The following is an 18914-nucleotide window of genomic DNA, read 5'->3' on the forward strand; positions in this document are numbered from 1 at the left end:
GGGCGCTCCGCTACTGGTCGGTGTCCACCACGTCGACGCGAATGCCGCGGCCACCGATGCCGGCGACCAGCGTGCGCAACGCGGTCGCGGTGCGTCCCCCGCGACCGATCACCTTGCCCAGGTCGTCGGGATGGACGTGCACCTCCACGGTGCGCCCACGCCGACTGGTGACCATGTCCACCCGGACATCGTCGGGATTGTCGACGATCCCGCGGACCAGGTGCTCGACAGCGTCAACGACGACGGTGCTCACCTCGGTCAGCCTTCCTGGGCCGGCTCGGACTGCTCGGGCTGCTCACCGCTCTCGGCCGGCGCGGCCTCGGCGGCCGGCTCGGCGGCGGCTTCGGCGGCCTCGGGCGCCTCGGCCGCCTTGGCGGCCTTCTTGGCCGGGGCCTTCTTCTTCGGCTTGGCCGCCTCGGTGGTGGGCGCGCCGTCCGCCTCGGCCAGCGCGGCGTTGAACAGCTCCAGCTTGGACGGCTTGGGCGCGGCGGTCTGCAGGCTGCCCTCGGCGCCGGGCAGCCCCTTGAACTTCTGCCAGTCGCCGGTGATCTTCAACAGCTTGAGGACCGGCTCGGTCGGCTGGGCGCCCACCGAAAGCCAGTACTGGGCGCGCTCGGAGTTGATCTCGATCAGGCTCGGGTCTTCTTTGGGGTGGTACCGGCCGATGACCTCGATCGAGCGGCCGTCGCGGCGGGTCCGAGCGTCGGCGACGGCGATGCGGTATTGCGGATTGCGGATCTTGCCAAGCCGGGTCAGCTTGATCTTCACAGCCATGGTTAAGCGACTTCTCCTGTGTGTGTCACGCTGCAATTCAGCGATCCGGGCGGGATGCCGGGGTCCGGTTTTGCCTCGCGTGTGTGACCCCCGAGCAGCCGTAGTTGCGCGGCGGACAGCCGCCCATTGTGCCAGAACGGGGCGATCAGCCGGAAATTCGCCTACATCACCTTCTGGAAGGTCTTGGTCTCCACGCGCCGCGTCATCCGCCAGCCCTCGGGGGTGCGGACGAACTCGTCGTCGTACCACAGGCCGCAGAACAGGATCTGGTCTTGTTTCGCTTGGGGGTCGCCGCCCAGCACCATCGGGTTGAAGCAGATCACCCGTGATGAGGCCTTATCCCCGTCGATGGTCACCGAAAAATTGCCGAGCATGTGCGCGTACACCGGGAAGTTCGGCAACACTTCCGACAGCCATTTCTTGACCTCCGGATAGTGGCCCTCGATGCCGCCGAGGGCGGTGTAGTCGATGTAGGCGTCGGGCGTGAAGACCTTGTCCAGGTCGTCGAAGCGGCGGTTGTCGATGGCGGTGGAGTAGTCCACCAGCAACTGCTGGATCTCTAGTCGGTCGGATATTTCTGCCAGGCTCAACATGCATCGATTGAACACCGCGGGTTGGGATCGGTAGCGACGCGGGCGTTGTCCACTTGCCGCAGGACCGCCAGCAACGAAGGAGCCCGACATGAGCCAAGCGCCGCGATTCTCCCGTTTTCGCAGGACACCAGTGGCCGCCGAGGGGAATAATCCCCTGGGTATGAGAGCAGCAATCGCGGGATTAGCAACGGCGCTGTTGATGTTCGGCGGCGCGGGGCTGGCCGCGCCCTCCGCCCAGGCCGCGCCGTGCCCGGCCGGGAAATCCTGCCAGCACTGGTGCCCCGGCGACGTCCTCCCGGCGGGCCGGCCCGTCCCGTGGGACGGCAACATCTGCCACGACTACTACTGGGACTACTACGGCGTGCACGACATCGGCGACGGCGCGAACTACTCCTGGCGCGACATGCCGTGGCACTAGGCCGCTAACAAGCCCGGAAGTTAAACTCTGCGGCCATGCGGAAGCTCATGGCCGCAGTCGCGGCCCTGCTGACGGTCGCGGCCGCCCTCGGCGCCAACACGGCCGCGGCCGACAGCACGCAGCCGATCGGCTCGGTGCCCATCCCGGACGGTCCCGCGCAGACCTGGATCGTGGCCGACCTGGACAACGGTCAGGTGCTGGCCGCCCGCGACGCGAACGTCGCCCACCCGCCCGCGAGCACCATCAAGGTGCTGTTGGCGCTGGTGGCGCTGGACCAGGTGAGCCTGGACTCCACCGTCGTCGCCGACGTCGCCGACACCCAGGTCGAGTGCAACTGCGTCGGCATCAAGCCCGGCCGCACCTACACCGCGCGCCAATTGCTGGACGGGCTGCTGCTGGTTTCCGGCAACGACGCGGCCAACACCCTGGCTCACCTGCTGGGCGGCCCCGACGCCACCGTGGCCAAGATGAACGCCAAGGCCGCGTCCCTGGGGGCGACGAGCACCTTTGCCGCGACCCCGTCCGGGCTGGACGGACCCGCCGGCTCCGGGGCGTCGACGGCGCACGACCTGGCCGTCATCTTCCGGGCCGCCATGGCCAACCCGGTGTTCGCGCAGATCACCGCCGAGCCGTCGGCGATGTTCCCCGGCGACCACGGGAACGAACCGATCACCAACCAGGACGAGCTCTTAGCGCGCTATCCCGGCGCCATCGGCGGCAAGACGGGCTTCACCGACGCCGCGCGCAAGACCTTCGTCGGCGCCGCCGCCCGCGGTGGGCGCCGGCTCGTGATCGCGATGATGTACGGGCTGGTGAAACAGGGCGGACCCACGTATTGGGATCAGGCCGGCAGCCTGTTCGACTGGGGTTTCGCGCTCAACCCCGAGACGGGGGTGGGCTCGCTGTAACCGCGTTCAGCAGCGCGGTCAGCACGGGTATCCGCCGCTCCGCGATCGCCGGCTGCGGCAGCACCCCCTCCACAACGGCGGCCCCATCGAACACGTTCGTCATCAGCGCGACGACGACCGGGAACGTCTCCTCCGGGAAGCCCTCGGCGCCCGGCAGCGCCCGCGCGGCGTCGACGATCTTCGCCGAGTACTGCCCGAGCTCGTGTTGCAAAGTGTCCCTGAGCTTTTCGTCGGTGCGCGCGGCGATCAGCAGTTCGTAGACCACCGCGTTGGTCGGGGCGCTGGTGATGTCGCGCAATATCGCCAGCGCGGCTTCGAGCGCCGGCCGGTCGGACGGAATTTCGGCGACGCGCTTGGTGAACGACTCCAGCTGACGGCGCAACACCTCGGATGCGGTGGCCGCCATGAAATCGCCCATGGTCTCGAAGTGGCGGAACAGGGCGCCGACGGAGACCCCCGCGCGCTTGGTGATCACCGCGGCCGACGCCCGCGCGTAGCCGACCTCGATGATGGTGTCGATGCACGCCTCGAGGAGCCGCCCGACGGTCTCCTCCCGGCGCTCCTGCTGAGTCCTGGCCATCTCAGGCCCCGACCTTCTCCACGCTGCGGCCGCGGCTGCGCTCGCCCGCCCGCAGGTAGCGGCCGGACTTCACGGTGCGTCCGTAGCCCTCGCGGAATTCGCCCTTTCCGAAGACGACGGCGCCACCGACGCCGGTCGCGATGACGGTGGCGTCGTTGCGATTGACCATGCGCCGCAGGCCGCCGTAGAACGGCACCTCTTCCTCGTGGTAGCCGTCCACCGATTCGTTGAGGCCGGCGGGGTCGATCACGACGAAGTCCGCGCGATCACCCTCGCGCAGCGTGCCGGCGTCAATGCCGAACCACTCCGCCAGTTCGCCGGTCAGCCGGTGCACCGCGTGTTCGGTGGACATGAACGGCGCGCCGGCGCGGTGGGCGTCGCGGGTGCGCTTGAGCATCTTGAGCGGAAAGTTGTAGAACGCCATGTTGCGCAGGTGCGCCCCCGCATCGGAGAAGCCCATGTGGATGCTGGGGTCGGCGGCAAGCCTGTTGAGCTGCTTGGGCCGATGGTTGGCCACGACGGTCGTCCACCGGACGTTGCGCTCACCGTTTTCGACCAGCACGTCGAGGAACGCGTCGAGCGGGTGCAGCCCGCGTTCGTCGGCGATCGCACCAAAACTCTTGCCGATCAACGACTTATCGGGGCATTCGACGATGACCGCGTCGTGGAAGTCCCGGTGCCACAACGAGGGCCCCAGCTTGATGCGGTCGAACTCGCGCCGGAACTTGCGGCGGTATTCCTTGTCGGCCAGCAGCTCGTTGCGCTCCAGTTGGTCACGCAGGTGCAGAGCGGCCGTCCCGGCGCCGAACTCCTCGAAGACCGGCAGGTCGATGCCGTCCGAGTACAGCTCGAACGGCACCGGCAGGTGCTGGAACCGCACGCTCGAGCCCAGGAACTTGTTCAGCAGCCGAGTGCCGAGCCCGAAGGTGTACACGGCGAGCGGCATGGACTTAGCGTCCGCGGACACCAGCATACTCATCCGAACTCCCTTGCCCCGGCCGAAGATTCGGCTGCTGGTGAGGAAGAACATCAGCCCGGACGCCGGCCTCTCGACGTCGGGCGCGCTCTGCAGCATCCGCCCGCGCTTGCGCAACACCTTGATCAGCCGGCGCCGCTCCCGCCACGTCGCGAACGTCGACGGCAGGGCGCGTGACCGGAAGCGGTCGCCGTCGAGTTTGTCGATGGCCGCGTCCATGCCGGACATGCCGAGCATCCCGGCGTCGAGCGCCTCGGAAAGCAGCGCCGACATCTTGTCCAGCTCGGCCTCGGTGGGCTTGACGGTCTCGTCGGTGGCGCGATCCAGCCCCAGCACCGCGGTCCGCAGGTCCGAATGACCAAGCAGCGAGCCGACATTGGGACCCAACGGCAGCGCGTCGAGCGCCCGGACGTAGTCCGCGGCCGTCGACCACGTCTTGTTGGAATGCAAAGCGCCGTAGACGTATTCGCGGGGCACGGCCTCGACCCGGCTGAACAGGTCGGCGGCGTCCTGGGAATCGGCGTACACCGTCGACAGCGAGCAGTTGCCCAGCAGCACGGTCGTGACGCCGTGTCGCACCGACTCCCGCAGCCCGGGGTCCAGCAGCACCTCGGCGTCGTAGTGGGTGTGCACGTCGATGAAGCCCGGCACGACCCACTTGCCCGCGGCGTCGATCACCTCGGGGCAACCGGTCTCGTCCAGGGGCGTGCGGGACACGGTGGCCACCACGCCGTCGCGGATGCCGAGCGTGCGAGTCTGCGGCGCGCGGCCCGTGCCGTCGAACCACAGTCCGTCGCGAATGATCACGTCGTAGGTCACCGTTGCCTCCAAGCTGGTCGGGTTGCCACGCACCGTAACATAGATAGCAAGTACTCGCAATCTTTTCTGCAGGCGTGCCTGGTAGCGAGAAAGTGCCTGGTCAAGTCAGCGAGGGGGGTCGGGCACCGTCACACCGGGCGGCACGTCGCCGCCGCGGGTCGCCTGCACGGGCGCCCGAAGCACGGCGCCCTGCTGGCCGCACTCGTTGCTGCGCACGATGACGGTCATCCCGCCGGCGAACCCGCCCTGCGGGCGCGGCCGCAGCGCGAGCAGCTGCGTAGTCGCCTGCGTCCGTTCGGCGCCGTTCGGCCCGACGCACGGGAATGTCGAATGTTCCGGGCGCGACAGCCAACGGCCGTCGCGGAATTCCAACACGGCCGGCTCCCCGCCCGGCGACTTCGCGTGCGTGTGGTCGCCGTCGTCCAGCGGCATTCCGACGGCCGTGCAAGAGGCGGGCGAGCAGGACGAACGGAAGGCCCACCACGTGGTCACGTCGGGTGGTTGGGGGTCGGGGGTGGCGTTGAACGTCTGCCGGGTGCGCAGCACCTTGAGGCGGTACGTGCCGTTGAGCGGGACCGGCGCGCTCGTGGTCGGGGCGCTCGTCGTCGGGGCGCTCGTCGTCGTGCGGGCCGCCGGGGCGACGGTCGCGCTGGTCTTGCGCCCGGCGACGAAGCCAACCGCGAGCAGCGCCGCGACGAGCACGACCGCCGCGGCGCCCAGGACGAGCTTGCGGCGGCGGTTGCGCTTCGGTGCGGACACCGCGGGCGCGCCAGCGGCGGGTGCGGGCGCCTCGGCGGATTCCCCGGCAAAGTCGTCGGGGCGATCGGCCAGCGGCGCCGCCGCGGGCGGGAGGGGACGAGCGTAGGCCGGGTACTCGGCCACCAGGACGGCCTCGGGGCTGGGATCGCGGCTACGGACGCCCGCCTCTTCGTTCAACGCCGCGGCGAACTCGAGGCAGGTCTCGAACCGGTCGGCGGCGCTCGAGGCGAGCGCCCGGGTGAACACGCCGTCCAGGCGCGCGAGTTCCGGGCGCTGATCGCTGAGCCGGGGCGGCGCGGTGCCGGATGGGGGCGGCGCCCCGGCCAGCAGGTGGAACGCGGTGGCCGCCAGCGCGTACTGGTCGGCACGCCCGTCGGCGCCGGCGCCCGCCAGTTCGGGCGCGCCATAGCCGGCCGTGCCGAGACGGCCGGCTATGCCGAAGTCGGTCAACAGGGTCCGCTGCTCGCCCTCCCCGCGGCCCGTCAGCAAGACGTTGGCGGGCTTGACGTCGCGGTGCAGCAGCCCGCGCTCGTGCGCGTAGTCCAGGGCGCCGGCGACGGCGGTCACGATGGAGCACACCTCGCCCGCGGGCGAGACGGCCGGGAATCGATCGGCGATGAGCCGCGCGGCGTTGATGCCCTCGACGTACTCCATCGCGACGTACAACTCGTCGTCGAACTCGCCCCGGTCGCGGACCTCGACGATGTTCGGGTGATAGAGGTTCGTCGCGATCGGGTTCTCCGCCCAAAATCGCCGGCGAAACTCGCCGTCCGTCGACAGCGGCGCCAGCACCTTCAACGCCTGCCAGCGCGACGAACGGGGGTCCTGGACGAGATAGACCACACCAGTCGCTCCAGAACCCAGCCTCCGCGCGACCTGGTAACCGGCGAAGGTCGCGCCGCTGGCCAACGCCATCACGCGATCCTAACCACGATCGCGGTGCCGCGCGCGCCTAGCCACGTGGCCGAAAGGCCTTGCCGCGCAATATCACCAGGCCCGGCCGGTTCAGCACGCCGGGGCCTTGTCTCGGGTCCTCGGAGTAACACAACAGGTCGGCCGACGCCCCGTGTTCGAGTCCGGAGCGGCCCAGCCAGCGACGGGCGTCCCAGCACGCCGCGCCCAACGCCTCGGTGGGGCTCATCCCGACGCTCTTGAGGGCCTCGACCTCGTCGGCGATCCGCCCGTGCGCGATCATGCTGCCGGCATCGGTGCCGGCGTACACCGGCACGCCGGCCTCGCGCGCCGCGGCGATCCGTCCGCGGCACCGGGCGTGCAGGTCGCGCATGTGCGCGGCGTAGGCCGGGTAGCGGGCCGCGGAGTCGGCGATGCCCGGGAAGTTCTCGAGGGTGTTGATCAGCGTGGGGACGAGCGCGGTCCCCTGCTCGAGCATCAGGGCGATGGTCTCGTCGGTGAGACCGGTGCCGTGTTCGATGCAGTCGATGCCGGCGTTGATCAGGCCGGGCAGCGCGTCCTCGCTGAAGACGTGCGCGGTGACCCGCGCGCCGTGGGCGTGCGCGGCGTCGATCGCGGCCTTGAGCACGTCGTCGGACCACAGCGGGGCGAGGTCGCCGACGCCGCGGTCGATCCAGTCGCCGACCAGCTTGACCCAGCCGTCGCCGCGCCTGGCCTCCCGGGCCACCGCGTCCGGCAGCTGGGATTCGTCTTCGAGTTCGTCGGCGAAGCCCCGCGAGTAGCGCTTGGGCCTGGCCAGGTGCTTGCCGGCGCGGATGATGCGGGGCAAGTCGTCGCGGTCGTCGAGGCTGCGGGTGTCGGTCGGTGAGCCGGCGTCCCGCAACAGCAGCGCGCCGGCGTCGCGTTCGGTCTCGGCCTGGCCGATGGCCTCCTCGAGCGGGATCTCGCCGTCATCGCCGAGCCCGACGTGACAGTGCGCGTCCACCAGACCGGGCACGATCCAGCCGCCGTCGAACAGGGTGTCGGCTCCCGCGACCGGTTCGGTGCTGATGCGGCCGTCGACGACCCACAGCTGGATCTCGGTCTCGCCGGGCAGCTCGAGGCCCCGAAGGCGCATCCGCACGGCGGGGTTTAGTTCTTGCCCGGGTTGCCGGGGAACTTGAGCTTGGACAGGTCGAAGTCGGCCAGGCCGGGTGGCAGCTCGTCGAGGCCCTTGGGCATCTGCGACAGGTCGGGGAAGCCGGCGGGCATGCCCTGCATCAGCGGGTTGCGGGCCTTGGGCGGCGTCGGGCCCCGTCCGCCCTTCTTGCCCTTCTTCCCCTTCGCGCCCTTGGCCTTCCGGGTCGAGGATTTGCGGCCCAGGCCGGGGATGCCCATGCCGCCGAGCATGGACGACATCATCTTGCGGGCCTCGAAGAAGCGGTCGACCAGCTGGTTGACCTCCGACACCGTCACGCCCGAGCCGTTGGCGATGCGCAGCCGCCGCGACGCGTTGATGATCTTCGGGTCGGCGCGCTCCTGCGGCGTCATCCCCCGAATGATCGCCTGCAGGCGGTCGAGTTGCTTGTCGTCGACCTCGGCCAGCGCGTCCTTCATCTGGCCGGCTCCGGGCAGCATGCCCAACAGGTTGCCGATCGGGCCCATCTTGCGGATGGCCAGCATCTGTTCGAGGAAGTCCTCCAGCGTCAGCTCGCCCGTGCCGATCTTGGCGGCGGCCTCCTCGGCGCGCTGCGCGTCGAAGACCTGCTCGGCCTGCTCGATCAGGGTCAGCACGTCGCCCATGCCCAGGATGCGGCTGGCCATCCGGTCCGGGTGGAAGATGTCGAAGTCCTCGAGCTTCTCGCCGCTGGAGGCGAAAAGGATTGGGACGCCGGTGACCTCGCGGACGGACAGCGCGGCGCCGCCGCGGGCGTCGCCGTCGAGCTTGGTCAGCACCACCCCGGTGAAGCCGACGCCCGCGCCGAACGCCTCGGCGGTGGCGACGGCGTCCTGGCCGACCATCGCGTCCAGGACGAACAGCACCTCGTCGGGGTCGACGGCGTCCCGGATGGCCGCGGCCTGCGCCATCAGCTCGTCGTCGATGCCGAGGCGCCCTGCGGTGTCGACGATGACCACGTCGAAGTGCTTGGCGCGGGCCTCCGCCAGCCCCGCCGCCGCGACGGCGACCGGGTCACCGGGCCCGGACTCCGGCGACTCTCCGGGATGCGGCGCGAACACCGGCACCCCGGCGCGCTCACCGGTGACCTGCAGCTGGTTCACCGCGGCCGGGCGCTGCAGGTCGCAGGCCACCAGCAGCGGCGTGTGCCCCTGGCCGCGCAGCCAGGCGGCCAGCTTGCCGGCCAGCGTGGTCTTACCGGAACCCTGCAGACCGGCGAGCATGATCACCGTCGGCGGCGTCTTCGCGAACGCCAGCTGGCGAGTCTCGCCGCCCAGGATGCCGATCAGTTCCTCGTTGACGATCTTGACGACCTGCTGCGCCGGGTTCAGCGCGCCGGAGACCTCGGCGCCCTTGGCGCGCTCCTTGATCCGGCCGACGAACGCCCGCACCACGGGCAGCGACACGTCCGCTTCCAGCAGCGCCAGCCGGATCTCGCGGGTGGTGGCCTCGATGTCGGCGTCGGTCAGACGACCCTTGCCCCGCAGCCCCTGCAGGGCACCGGTCAATCGGTCGGACAGCGATTCAAACACCCCGCCAGCCTAATGGTTGCGTCGTGAATGCCGAGCGTGCGGCTGGCCGCACGCTCGTCGGGCCGCAGGGGCTTGACGCCGCGACGCGGGCAAAGAAAAGTCGGCTCATGCTCGAGGTGATCGACAAGGGGTCCTGCACCGACGCGCACCCGGTGCCGCTGCTCTTCGTGCACGGCGGCTGGCACGGCGCGTGGTGCTGGGACGACGGTTTCCTGGACTTCTTCGCCGACGCGGGCTATCGCGCGGTCGCGATGAGCCTGCGCGGGCACGGCACCAGCCCCACCGACAAGCCACTGCCAAAGGTCTCCATCGAGGACTACATCGACGACGTCCGTTCGGTGGCCGACGACCTGGGCGGCGCGCCGGTGCTGATCGGCCATTCCCTGGGCGGCTACACGATCCAGCGCTACCTGGAAGACCGGGCGGCGCCGGCCGCGGTGCTGGTCGGCTCCCTGCCGCCGTCGGGCGTGCTCGGGGCGGCGCTGCGCGTCTGGCGCCGGCGGCCGTGGATGACCGTGCACTCGTTCAACGACCCCACGCTGGTCAAGTTCCTCCGCACGTCGGGACTGGCCCGCGCGTACCTGTTCTGCGCGGACACGCCCGAGCACATCGTCCAATCCTGCTGGCACCGCGCCGGGCCCGAGAGCATCCGCGCCGCGATGACCGACCCGATGTTCCGCCGGGTCAAAACCCAGCGCGTCACCACCCCGATGCTGGTGCTCGGCGCCGTGCACGACGGCTTCGTCAGCGTGGGCGCGGTGCGCGCCACGGCGCGCGCCTACCGGACCGAGCCGGAGTTCTTCCCGATGGGCCACAACATGATGCTCGAACCGGGATGGGCCGACGTCGCCAAGCGCATCCACACCTGGCTCGACGCCCGCGACCTGGCGGGCCAAGCCGGCTAACGACGGGAGTGGCGCCCCGGAACCGAAACCGCGCCGGTTCGCACGCGCCACGCACCGAACGAGACCACGGCGATGACGATGAAGCCGGGCATACCGAAGGCGAAATAAAGCAATCCAGAGCTAGCCGTATACGCGCCGCCGCCACGTACGTGGACGTTCACCACGGTGCCTCTGGGATAACCGCCGAAATGTCCCGAGATCGTGCCGGTGTGTGACTCTCCGCCGTCGCTCCACGTGGCCGTGCAGGTTGGGATAACGCTGCGGGTGCCCTCCTTGTGGCAGCGAATGATCGTCGCAGTCGTCGGTGTGCCGGAGACGTACATGTACATGATGTGCGCGCCGATGCCGAACGGTATAAGCCCCACCACGATAAAGACTGTGGCTGCGGCGCGCCGAAATCCGTCGCGCCACCGTTGACGGCCTGACCGGGCGTGGGGCGGTTGCGGTCCAATATCGGCTGGGTCGCCCATCGCGGGCTTCACGTGATCTTGGACAAAGCCGTTGGTCCGGATCAGCTGTTGTCCGACCCGCTCGAGGAATTCGTCGACTTCATCCTGGTCGTAGCCGCGTTTTCCGATGGCTGGCTTCGAGAAAGTCACCCTGCCGACCTCGGCGGCTGTCAATCCGCCCACCGCGTCCGGGTTTCTGAGCCGTTGTTCGACGTTGTCGCGGAACGCCTCGACTTCATCTTCGTTGTAACCACGTCTTCCCCCAGCCGCTTTCGAGAAGGCTATGTTGTGGACGTCATCGGCTGTCAGGTCACCTGGCCGGGACTGCGGCCAACCCTGCTGACGTCGCAAATCAGCGATACGTTGCTCGGCTTCGTCCACCAGCAAATGGTGCCGACAATCGCTTTCGGGGTGCAAGTGGTTGTCCATCGCGGTTCCTGTCGCCGTTGTCGGGCCGTAGGTTAATGCCAACCATTTGCGAAATCCTTGCGTCTGCTTCGCTATCAGGTCCCGTCCCACATGCCCGGCGCCTGAGGGCCTTCCCGTCCTGCGATTGGGTCGCCACGCCGGGTAGTTCGCGTCGCTGCTGCGCCGAAAAGCGTTGGCATGCTACATTTCACACCCGCCGCCGAACCGAGCCGGCCGTGTCGAGGATGCAACTTTGGGGGGAGCTGTTTCGGTGCAGGCGGGCAGCGACACCGGCTTGGCATTGCGTGGCTGGCAGCGGCGGGCGCTGGTCAAATACCTCGCCGCCCAGCCGCGCGACTTCCTGGCCGTCGCCACTCCCGGCTCGGGCAAGACGACGTTCGCGCTTCGGGTGGCGGGCGAGCTGCTCGCCCAGCGCGCCGTCGAGCAGGTCACGGTCGTGGTGCCCACCGAGCACCTCAAGGTGCAGTGGGCACTGGCGGCGCAGCGCCACGGCCTCGCCCTGGACCCGCGGTTCTCCAACACCAGCCCGCAGACCTCGCCGGAGTACCACGGCGTGATGGTCACCTACGCACAGGTCGCCGCGCACCCGACGCTGCACCGGGTGCGCACCGAGCAGCGCAAGACGCTGGTCATCTTCGACGAGATCCATCACGGCGGCGACGCCAAGACCTGGGGCGAGGCCATCCGGGAGGCCTTCAGCGATGCGACCCGCCGACTCGCGTTGACGGGCACGCCCTTTCGCAGCGACGACAGCCCCATCCCGTTCGTCAGCTATACGTCCGGCGCCGACGGGGTGCTGCGGTCGCAGGCCGACCACACCTACGGCTACACCGAGGCCCTCGCCGACGGCGTGGTGCGGCCGGTGGTGTTCCTCGCCTATTCCGGGCAGGCCCGCTGGCGGGACAGCGCCGGCGAGGAGCACGCCGCGCGACTGGGCGAGCCGCTGTCCGCAGAGCAGACCGCGCGGGCGTGGCGCACGGCGCTCGACCCCGCCGGCGAATGGATGCCGGCGGTGATCGCGGCCGCCGACGAGCGGCTGCGCCAGAAGCGGGTCCACGTCCCCGATGCGGGCGGCATGATCATCGCCTCCGATCGCACGGCGGCCCGCGCGTACGCCGCCCTGCTGACGAAGCTGACCGCGGAGGCGCCGACCGTCGTGCTGTCAGACGACCCCGGATCGTCGGCCCGCATCACCGAATTCGCCGAGAGCACCAGCCGCTGGCTGGTCGCGGTGCGCATGGTCTCCGAAGGGGTCGACGTGCCCCGGCTGTCGGTCGGGATCTACGCGACCAGCGCCTCGACACCGCTGTTCTTCGCCCAGGCCATCGGCCGGTTCGTGCGGTCGCGCCGGGCCGGCGAAACCGCGAGCATCTTCGTGCCGTCGGTGCCCAACCTGCTGCAGCTGGCCAGCGAGCTGGAGGCCCAGCGCAACCACGTGCTCGGCCAACCGCACCGCGAGGACGACGATCCCCTCGACGGTGACCCCGCCGCGCGGACACAAACCGAAAAGACGGAAACGGAAAAGGGTTTCACCTCGCTGGGCGCCGATGCCGAGCTGGACCAGGTCATCTTCGACGGGTCTTCCTTCGGCACCGCCGCCCCGGCCGGCAGCGAGGAGGAGGCCGACTATCTCGGCATCCCCGGGTTGCTCGACGCCGAGCAGATGCGCGCCCTGCTGCACCGGCGCCAGGACGAGCAGCTCAAGAAGCGGGCCGCCAACGGGCCGCTGGCCCCGGTGCCGTCGATGCACGGCCAGCTACGCGACCTGCGTCGCGAGCTGAACACCCTTGTCTCGGCCACCCACCACCGCACCGGCAAACCGCACGGCTGGATCCACAACGAACTGCGCCGCCGCTGCGGGGGGCCACCGATCGCCGCGGCGACGCGCGAGCAGATCCAGGACCGCATCCAGGCGCTGAGGCAGCTGAACTCCGAGCACTCGTGAGGACTTGTCCACAGTTGCGGTTTTATCCACAGATTGGCCTCGGGCTGGCCTGATTCGCACGTTTGTTCGATAGATTCGTGGTGTGGGTTTCATCGGCGGCGAGGCGGCACAGCAGCGAATCAGCGCTGCTCTGGACGCGATCGACGCCGCCCACGATGTCCTACGTAGCACTTCGACAGACCTCGTCGGCAATGACTTTCGGGTTGAGGTGGCCGAGCGTTTGGAGACCCAGGGGCGGGTGAACCGGGGTTTGATGTATCGGGTGTTCGGGGAGATCGCCGAGCCCCCCGACGGCGCCGAATCCACCCCGGGTCTGCGGGGCCGGGTGTGTGCGCGGCTACGTATCACGCCGGGGGAGTTGACGCGCCGGTTCAAGTTGGCCGCCCGGATCCGCCCGCGGCGCTCGCTGACCGGACCACCGCTGCCGCCCGGGCTGGCGGAGGTGGCGGCGGCCATGGAGGCCGGCGCGCTCGGGGAGGACCACCTCCGGGTGATCTGTCACGCCCTCGATGTGCTGCCCGCCGCCGTGTCCGCGCCCGACGTCGAGGAGGCCGAACGCGTCCTGGTCGAACACGCCACCAAACTCGACTCCGCGGTCCTCACCCGGTTAGGGCAACGCATCGCCGACTACCTCAACCCCGACGGGCATTTCACCGACGCCGACCGGGCGCGGCGCCGCTCGGTGCGGCTGGGCCCGCAAGGCCCCGACGGCATGTCACGGCTGTCCGGGCTGCTCGACCCCGAGGCCCGCGCCTACTTCGAAGCCATCGAGGCCGCGGTCCGCCCCGGACGCCACCACCCCGACACCACCGACCCCGAGGAGCGCGACACCCGCAGCGCCGCCCAACGCGCCCACGACGCCCTCAAACTCGCGATGAAAACCGCCATCGGCTCCGGGGACCTCGGCACCCATCGCGGCCACCCGGTCACCGTGGTGGCCACCACCACCCTGGCCGAACTCAACCAAGCCGCCCACGCCGCCGTCGACCCCGCGGTGCCGATGCCGGCGCCGGCGCGCACCGGCGGCGGCTCACGATTGCCCATGTCGGATCTGATCCGCATGGCCGCCGACGCGATTCACTACCTGGCCGTGTTCGACGACCACATCGGCCGCCCGTTGTATCTGGGCCGGCAAAAACGCATCGCCACCGCCGACCAACGCCTCATCTGCTACGCCCGCGACCGCGGCTGCACCCGCCCCCACTGCCTGGTGCCCGGCTACTACTGCGAAGTGCACCACGCCCCCGACTGGGCCCATGGGGGACAAACCGACGCCGACAAACTCTTCTTCGCCTGCGGCCCCCACCACGCCGACGCCAGCCGCGGCGACCAACACACCACCGCCACCGACACCGGACGCCTCGCCTGGACCGACGGCACCGGCCCCCCACAAACCAACCACGCCCACCACCCCGACGAACTGCTCCACAGCGATCCCGACCCACCCGATGAAGAGCGACCGTGAGCGCGCCTAGGCCTCCAGGCCGCCCAGCACCGCCAGCAGCTGCTTCTCCACCGCCGCCTGCGCGTCCGGCTCGTCGGGCAGCTCCACGCAGAACACGTCGGCCGCCGTCGACCCGAACGTGTGAACCTTCGCCCACGCGATGTCAGCGCCCGCGCGCTCCAGCGCCCGGGCCAGCAACGCGAGCAGGCCCAATCGATCCATGGCACGGACCTCGACAAGAGGCTGCCCGGACGCGGCGGGGTCGAGCCACTGGATGTGGGGCGGGGCGGTCGACCGCGTCACGGGAACGCCGACCTGGATCTCGCCGGCCCGTTCCGTCGCCGCGCCGGCGGCGTCGCTGTCGCGCTTCTCCAGCGTGCCCAGGACGTCGACGTCGCCGCCCAGAGCGTTGGTGAACTGCTGGCGCAGCAGGCCCGCCTCGGGTGGCGAACCGAACAGGGGCGACACCACGAATTCGATGACCGCCACGCCCTCGTGCGTGTTGACCGACGCCGAATGGATGCGCAGCGAGTTCAGGGCGAGCACGGCGGCGGCGTTCGACACCAACCCACGCTGGTCGGGCGCGATCATCACCATGTTCAGGCGCTCGCCACCGCCCGGCTCGATCTGCACATGCACCCCGCGGTCGGCCGCCAGCGAAAGATATTGCGGCGCAGTCGGTTCCGCCTCCGGCAGTGGCTCGCCCGCCATCACCAGCCGGCAGCGGCGCACCAGCTCCTCGATCAGCGAAGCCTTCCAGTCGCTCCACACCCCGGGCCCCGTCGCCTTCGAGTCCGCCTCGGTCAGCGCGTGCAACACCTCCAGCAGAAGCGGATCCCCGTCCAGCGCCTCGGATACGGCCTCGATCGTCTTCGGGTCGTTGAGGTCGTTTCGGGTGGCCGCAACCGGCAGCAGCAGGTGGTGGCGGACCAGCTTCGACAGAAACTCGGAGTCTTTGGGCGAAACCCCGAGCCGCGGACCGATTTCGAGGGCCATCTCGGCCCCGAGCACGCTGTGGTCGACTCCCCTGCCCTTGCCGATGTCGTGCAGCAGCGCACCCAACGCGAGCAGGTCGGGCCGTGACACGCGGGTGGCCAGCGGCGCCGCGTTGACGGTGGTCTCGACGACGTGGCGGTCCACCGTCCACTTGTGCGCCACGTCTCGGGGCGGAAGGTCGCGGATCGCAGCCCATTCCGGCACCAACCGCTCCCACAGCCCGGTGCGGTCGAGCGCCTCGACCGTCGCCACCGCGGTGGGCCCCGCGGAGAGAACGACCAGCAAATCGTCCAATGCCGTACTGGGCCAAGGGATTGGCATCTCGGGCGCGGCTACGGCCAGGCGACTCAGCGTGGCCGCGCCGATCGGCAGCCCGGTGTCGGCCGAGGCGGCGGCCACCCGCAGCACCAGCCCCGCATCGGTTTCGGGAGCGGCGTCGCGGGCGAGCACGATCTCACCGGCGTACTCGACGACGCCCTCGTCCAGCGGGCGGCGCTTGGGCCGCCGCACCAGGGCCGACACGCCGCGGCGCGGCAACGCGTTCTCCGCGGTCCGCAGCCCCGTCTCGGCGTGGTAGGCGATGGTGCGACCGGCGTCGGACAGCTTGCGGGACAAGTCGAATCGGTCACCGATGTGCAGGGCGGCGCTGATCTCGTCGGCGTACTGGGCCAGCAGTTGATCGCGGCCACGCCCGGAGACCCGGTGCAACTCGGTGCGCACGTCGAGGAGCGTCAGGTAGGCCTCGTCGAGCGAACCGCCCGGCGTTTCCGGGCGCGCCATGCCGTGGCGGTCGATGAGCTGGGCCACCCCGAGCGCGTCGAGCAGTTGCACGTCGCGAAGGCCGCCGCGACCCGATTTCAGGTCCGGTTCGGCGCGCTGCGAAATGCGGCCACAGCGCTGCCAGCGGGCCTGGGTGATTTCGACCAGCTCACCCATTCGGGAGCGAATCGCGCTGCGCCACTGCTTTCTTGCGCCCGCGATCAATTCCTCGGACAGGCGCGCGTCGCCGGCGATGTGGCGGGCGTCCAGCATGCCCAGGGCGGCGATCATGTCGGTGTTGGCGACGCCCAGCGCCCCGGAAACCGTTCGCACGCTGTGGTCGAGCCGAACGTTGGCGTCCCACAACGGATACCACAGCTTGTCGGCGACTTCTTGCAGCACCTCGGCGGGCTTGTCGTCGTGCAACAACATCAGGTCCAGATCGGAATACGGCAGCAGCTCGTGGCGGCCCAGTCCGCCGATCCCGACGATCGCGAAGCCACTGGCGTCGGTGATGCCGATCTCGTCCGCCTTGGCGGTCAGCCACGACTCGTGCAGATCCTGCCACGCGTGCCGCAACTCGGCCGCCCCCAACTCGCGACCATCCGACAGCAACCGGCGCCGCGCGGCAACCAAATCGCTTGCCCCGCCGGCTTTTTCCGTGCCCGGTCCAGATGACCCGGACGGGCCGGGTGGGTCCTCTTTCATACCCTCCCGGCCCGTCCGGCCTGAATCAGCAAGCTACGGTCAAGGTCAGAGGGCATCGGTCCCGCGTTCACCCGTGCGCACCCGCACGATGGTTTCCACGGGGCTCACCCAGACTTTGCCGTCCCCGATCTTGCCGGTGCGGGCCGCCCGGACGATGCTGTCGACGACCTTGTCGACGATGGAGTCGTCGACGACGACCTCGATCCGCACCTTGGGCACGAAGTCGACCGAGTATTCCGCACCCCGGTAGACCTCGGTGTGGCCCTTCTGCCGTCCGTAGCCCTGGATTTCGCTCACCGTCATCCCCAGGACGCCCGCCTCCTCGAGGGCGGTCTTGACGTCGTCGAGGGTGAACGGCTTTACGATCGCGGTGACTAGCTTCATGAAGTCTCTGCCTCCACTTTCTTGGCTGCGTCGTCCTGTCCGTTGGGGCTTTCCTCCGCGCCGCCGATCCGGTGCGGAATGGACGAGGCCCCGACAGCTGCGAACTCGTAAGCGGTTTCTGCGTGCTCCGACTCGTCGATGCCGCCAGCCTCGGCTTCCGCACCCAGCCTAATCCCGATGGTGTACTTCAGGATAAGGGCCAGGATAAGCGTCACGATGAACGAGTAGAACAGGACGCTGAACGCGCCGACCGCCTGCCGCTCGAGCTGAGACCAGCCACCGCCGTAGAAGAGGCCCTTCGAAACCCCAGTCACGCCGTTGATGGCCGTGCTCTCCGGGGCCGCGACCAGACCGACCAGCAGCGTGCCCGTCAAACCGCCGACCATGTGGACACCGACCACGTCCAGCGAGTCGTCGAAGCCGAACCTGAACTTCAGCCCCACCGCCAGCGCGCACACCGCGCCGCCGACGAAGCCGATCACGATCGCGCCGAGCACGTTGACCGACGAGCACGACGGCGTGATGGCCACCAGCCCGGCGACGATGCCCGAGGCCGCGCCCAGCGTGGTGGGATGCCCGTCCCGGATGCGCTCGACCAGCAGCCAGGCCAGCATGGCCGTCGCGGTTGCGATCGTCGTCGTCATGAAGGTCGACCCGGCGGAGCCGTTGGAGCTGGTCGCCGATCCGGCGTTGAACCCGAACCAGCCAAACCACAGCAACCCGGCGCCGAGCATGACGAACGGCAGGTTGTGCGGGCGGAACAGCGTCGTGGGCCAGCCTTTGCGCTTACCCAAGACAATCGCCAGCGCCAGGCCCGCCGCACCGGAGTTGATATGGACCGCCGTTCCACCTGCGAAGTCGATCGCATGCAGCTTGGTGTTGATCCAGCCGCCGTGCTCGGACGCGAAGCCGTCGGCCGCGAACACCCAGTGCGCCACCGGGAAGTAAACCAGCGTCGCCCACAGCCCGGCGAACACCAGCCAGGCGGTGAACTTCAGCCGGTCCGCCACCGCGCCCGAGATCAGGGCGACGGTGATGATCGCGAACATCAGCTGGAAGGCCACGAACACCGTGGCGGGCATGGTGCCGGCCAGCGGGATGTCCACGGCCGCCTGCGCCTTGCTCGGGTCGGCCTTGACCGCGTTACCACCGATCAGGCCCTTCAAGCCCCAGTAGTCACCCGGGTTACCGACGACGCCACCCTTGCTGTCGCCGAACGACATCGAGTAGCCGTAGAGCACCCACAGCACGGTGACGACGCCCATCGCGCTGATGCTCATCATGATCATGTTGAGCACGCTTCGGGTACGGACCATGCCGCCATAGAAGAAGGCAAGGCCCGGCGTCATTAACAGCACCAGAGCAGAACTCGCCAACATCCAGGCGGTGTCGCCCGTATCGGGTTGGCCCAATTGCGGGAATGCCACGCGCTATCACCTCCGGTCGCACAGGAAAGGCCGTCAGACGT

General features: G+C 69.6%; 17 protein-coding genes. 5 read left to right on the top strand and 12 right to left on the bottom strand.

The features are described from left to right. Nucleotides 1-10: 10 nt before the first annotated feature. The 3 genes from AC5Y5E_RS00110 to AC5Y5E_RS00120 all read right to left on the bottom strand — a co-directional run bounded on the left by AC5Y5E_RS00110 (nucleotide 11) and on the right by AC5Y5E_RS00120 (nucleotide 1367). The gene (locus AC5Y5E_RS00110) at nucleotides 11-253 is read right to left on the bottom strand and encodes an RNA-binding protein (protein ID WP_003878715.1); all 243 of its coding nucleotides are present in this window, start codon (nucleotides 251-253) and stop codon (nucleotides 11-13) included. A gap of 5 nt (nucleotides 254-258) precedes the next feature. Continuing rightward, nucleotides 259-774, bottom strand: coding sequence for a 30S ribosomal protein S16 (gene rpsP, locus AC5Y5E_RS00115; protein WP_499901006.1), 516 nt, complete (start codon nucleotides 772-774; stop codon nucleotides 259-261). 161 nt (nucleotides 775-935) lie between these two features. Then, complete coding sequence (locus AC5Y5E_RS00120; protein ID WP_499901007.1) at nucleotides 936-1367, bottom strand: nuclear transport factor 2 family protein; 432 nt, start codon at nucleotides 1365-1367, stop codon at nucleotides 936-938. A 160-nt stretch (nucleotides 1368-1527) separates the two neighbouring features. On the opposite strand from AC5Y5E_RS00120, the gene AC5Y5E_RS00125 reads away from it, so the two are divergent. Both AC5Y5E_RS00125 and AC5Y5E_RS00130 read left to right on the top strand, forming a co-directional pair. After that, nucleotides 1528-1785, top strand: a complete 258-nt coding sequence (locus tag AC5Y5E_RS00125) for a hypothetical protein (RefSeq protein ID WP_499901008.1) — start codon at nucleotides 1528-1530, stop codon at nucleotides 1783-1785. 35 nt (nucleotides 1786-1820) lie between these two features. Then, nucleotides 1821-2693 (top strand): D-alanyl-D-alanine carboxypeptidase family protein, encoded by an 873-nt coding sequence (locus AC5Y5E_RS00130; protein WP_499901009.1) that lies wholly within the window; start codon nucleotides 1821-1823, stop codon nucleotides 2691-2693. On the opposite strand, the gene AC5Y5E_RS00135 is transcribed toward AC5Y5E_RS00130, so the two are convergent. The 5 genes from AC5Y5E_RS00135 to ffh form a co-directional block, all read right to left on the bottom strand. Further along, nucleotides 2662-3273, bottom strand: coding sequence for a TetR/AcrR family transcriptional regulator (locus AC5Y5E_RS00135; RefSeq protein ID WP_499901010.1), 612 nt, complete (start codon nucleotides 3271-3273; stop codon nucleotides 2662-2664). The genes AC5Y5E_RS00130 and AC5Y5E_RS00135 overlap by 32 nt on opposite strands. Nucleotide 3274: 1 nt before the next feature. Then, nucleotides 3275-5101, bottom strand: a complete 1827-nt coding sequence (locus AC5Y5E_RS00140; RefSeq protein ID WP_499901011.1) for an N-acyl-D-amino-acid deacylase family protein — start codon at nucleotides 5099-5101, stop codon at nucleotides 3275-3277. Nucleotides 5102-5173: 72 nt separating this feature from the next. Next, on the bottom strand, nucleotides 5174-6742 hold the full coding sequence (locus tag AC5Y5E_RS00145; protein ID WP_499901012.1) for a serine/threonine-protein kinase: 1569 nt from the start codon (nucleotides 6740-6742) through the stop codon (nucleotides 5174-5176). Between the two features lie 37 nt (nucleotides 6743-6779). Further along, the gene (locus AC5Y5E_RS00150; RefSeq protein ID WP_499901806.1) at nucleotides 6780-7856 is read right to left on the bottom strand and encodes a metal-dependent hydrolase family protein; all 1077 of its coding nucleotides are present in this window, start codon (nucleotides 7854-7856) and stop codon (nucleotides 6780-6782) included. Nucleotides 7857-7870: 14 nt separating this feature from the next. Beyond that, nucleotides 7871-9427, bottom strand: a complete 1557-nt coding sequence (gene ffh / locus AC5Y5E_RS00155; RefSeq protein ID WP_499901013.1) for a signal recognition particle protein — start codon at nucleotides 9425-9427, stop codon at nucleotides 7871-7873. A 107-nt stretch (nucleotides 9428-9534) separates the two neighbouring features. On the opposite strand from ffh, the gene AC5Y5E_RS00160 reads away from it, so the two are divergent. Continuing rightward, on the top strand, nucleotides 9535-10332 hold the full coding sequence (locus AC5Y5E_RS00160; protein ID WP_499901014.1) for an alpha/beta hydrolase: 798 nt from the start codon (nucleotides 9535-9537) through the stop codon (nucleotides 10330-10332). Here the strand turns inward: AC5Y5E_RS00160 and AC5Y5E_RS00165 are convergent. Continuing rightward, the gene (locus AC5Y5E_RS00165) at nucleotides 10329-11210 is read right to left on the bottom strand and encodes a DivIVA domain-containing protein (protein ID WP_499901015.1); all 882 of its coding nucleotides are present in this window, start codon (nucleotides 11208-11210) and stop codon (nucleotides 10329-10331) included. The genes AC5Y5E_RS00160 and AC5Y5E_RS00165 overlap by 4 nt on opposite strands. A 232-nt stretch (nucleotides 11211-11442) precedes the next feature. On the opposite strand from AC5Y5E_RS00165, the gene AC5Y5E_RS00170 reads away from it, so the two are divergent. Both AC5Y5E_RS00170 and AC5Y5E_RS00175 read left to right on the top strand, forming a co-directional pair. Further along, nucleotides 11443-13155, top strand: coding sequence for a DEAD/DEAH box helicase (locus AC5Y5E_RS00170; protein WP_499901016.1), 1713 nt, complete (start codon nucleotides 11443-11445; stop codon nucleotides 13153-13155). 82 nt (nucleotides 13156-13237) lie between these two features. Beyond that, nucleotides 13238-14620, top strand: a complete 1383-nt coding sequence (locus tag AC5Y5E_RS00175) for an HNH endonuclease signature motif containing protein (RefSeq protein ID WP_499901017.1) — start codon at nucleotides 13238-13240, stop codon at nucleotides 14618-14620. Between the two features lie 6 nt (nucleotides 14621-14626). Here the strand turns inward: AC5Y5E_RS00175 and AC5Y5E_RS00180 are convergent, their stop codons facing one another. The 3 genes from AC5Y5E_RS00180 to AC5Y5E_RS00190 are packed head-to-tail and all read right to left on the bottom strand — an operon-like array spanning nucleotide 14627 to nucleotide 18825. After that, complete coding sequence (locus AC5Y5E_RS00180) at nucleotides 14627-17062, bottom strand: [protein-PII] uridylyltransferase (protein WP_499901018.1); 2436 nt, start codon at nucleotides 17060-17062, stop codon at nucleotides 14627-14629. A gap of 45 nt (nucleotides 17063-17107) precedes the next feature. Then, the gene (gene glnB, locus AC5Y5E_RS00185; protein ID WP_067880293.1) at nucleotides 17108-17446 is read right to left on the bottom strand and encodes a nitrogen regulatory protein P-II; all 339 of its coding nucleotides are present in this window, start codon (nucleotides 17444-17446) and stop codon (nucleotides 17108-17110) included. Then, entirely contained in the window at nucleotides 17443-18825 is a 1383-nt protein-coding gene (locus AC5Y5E_RS00190; RefSeq protein WP_499901808.1) for an ammonium transporter, read from the bottom strand. The genes glnB and AC5Y5E_RS00190 overlap by 4 nt, the downstream gene beginning before the upstream one ends. Nucleotides 18826-18914 lie beyond the last annotated feature (89 nt).

The sequence above is a fragment of the Mycobacterium sp. NGS54 genome, assembly GCF_059812465.1.

Coding starts and splice junctions, on each gene's coding strand:
- rpsP (WP_499901006.1), bottom strand. CDS start 774: ATGGCTGTGAAGATCAAGCTGACCCGGCTTGGCAAGATCCGCAATCCG.
- AC5Y5E_RS00120 (WP_499901007.1), bottom strand. CDS start 1,367: ATGTTGAGCCTGGCAGAAATATCCGACCGACTAGAGATCCAGCAGTTG.
- AC5Y5E_RS00125 (WP_499901008.1), top strand. CDS start 1,528: ATGAGAGCAGCAATCGCGGGATTAGCAACGGCGCTGTTGATGTTCGGC.
- AC5Y5E_RS00130 (WP_499901009.1), top strand. CDS start 1,821: ATGCGGAAGCTCATGGCCGCAGTCGCGGCCCTGCTGACGGTCGCGGCC.
- AC5Y5E_RS00135 (WP_499901010.1), bottom strand. CDS start 3,273: ATGGCCAGGACTCAGCAGGAGCGCCGGGAGGAGACCGTCGGGCGGCTC.
- AC5Y5E_RS00145 (WP_499901012.1), bottom strand. CDS start 6,742: ATGGCGTTGGCCAGCGGCGCGACCTTCGCCGGTTACCAGGTCGCGCGG.
- AC5Y5E_RS00150 (WP_499901806.1), bottom strand. CDS start 7,856: ATGCGCCTTCGGGGCCTCGAGCTGCCCGGCGAGACCGAGATCCAGCTG.
- AC5Y5E_RS00160 (WP_499901014.1), top strand. CDS start 9,535: ATGCTCGAGGTGATCGACAAGGGGTCCTGCACCGACGCGCACCCGGTG.
- AC5Y5E_RS00165 (WP_499901015.1), bottom strand. CDS start 11,210: ATGGACAACCACTTGCACCCCGAAAGCGATTGTCGGCACCATTTGCTG.
- AC5Y5E_RS00180 (WP_499901018.1), bottom strand. CDS start 17,062: ATGAAAGAGGACCCACCCGGCCCGTCCGGGTCATCTGGACCGGGCACG.
- glnB (WP_067880293.1), bottom strand. CDS start 17,446: ATGAAGCTAGTCACCGCGATCGTAAAGCCGTTCACCCTCGACGACGTC.
- AC5Y5E_RS00190 (WP_499901808.1), bottom strand. CDS start 18,825: ATGTTGGCGAGTTCTGCTCTGGTGCTGTTAATGACGCCGGGCCTTGCC.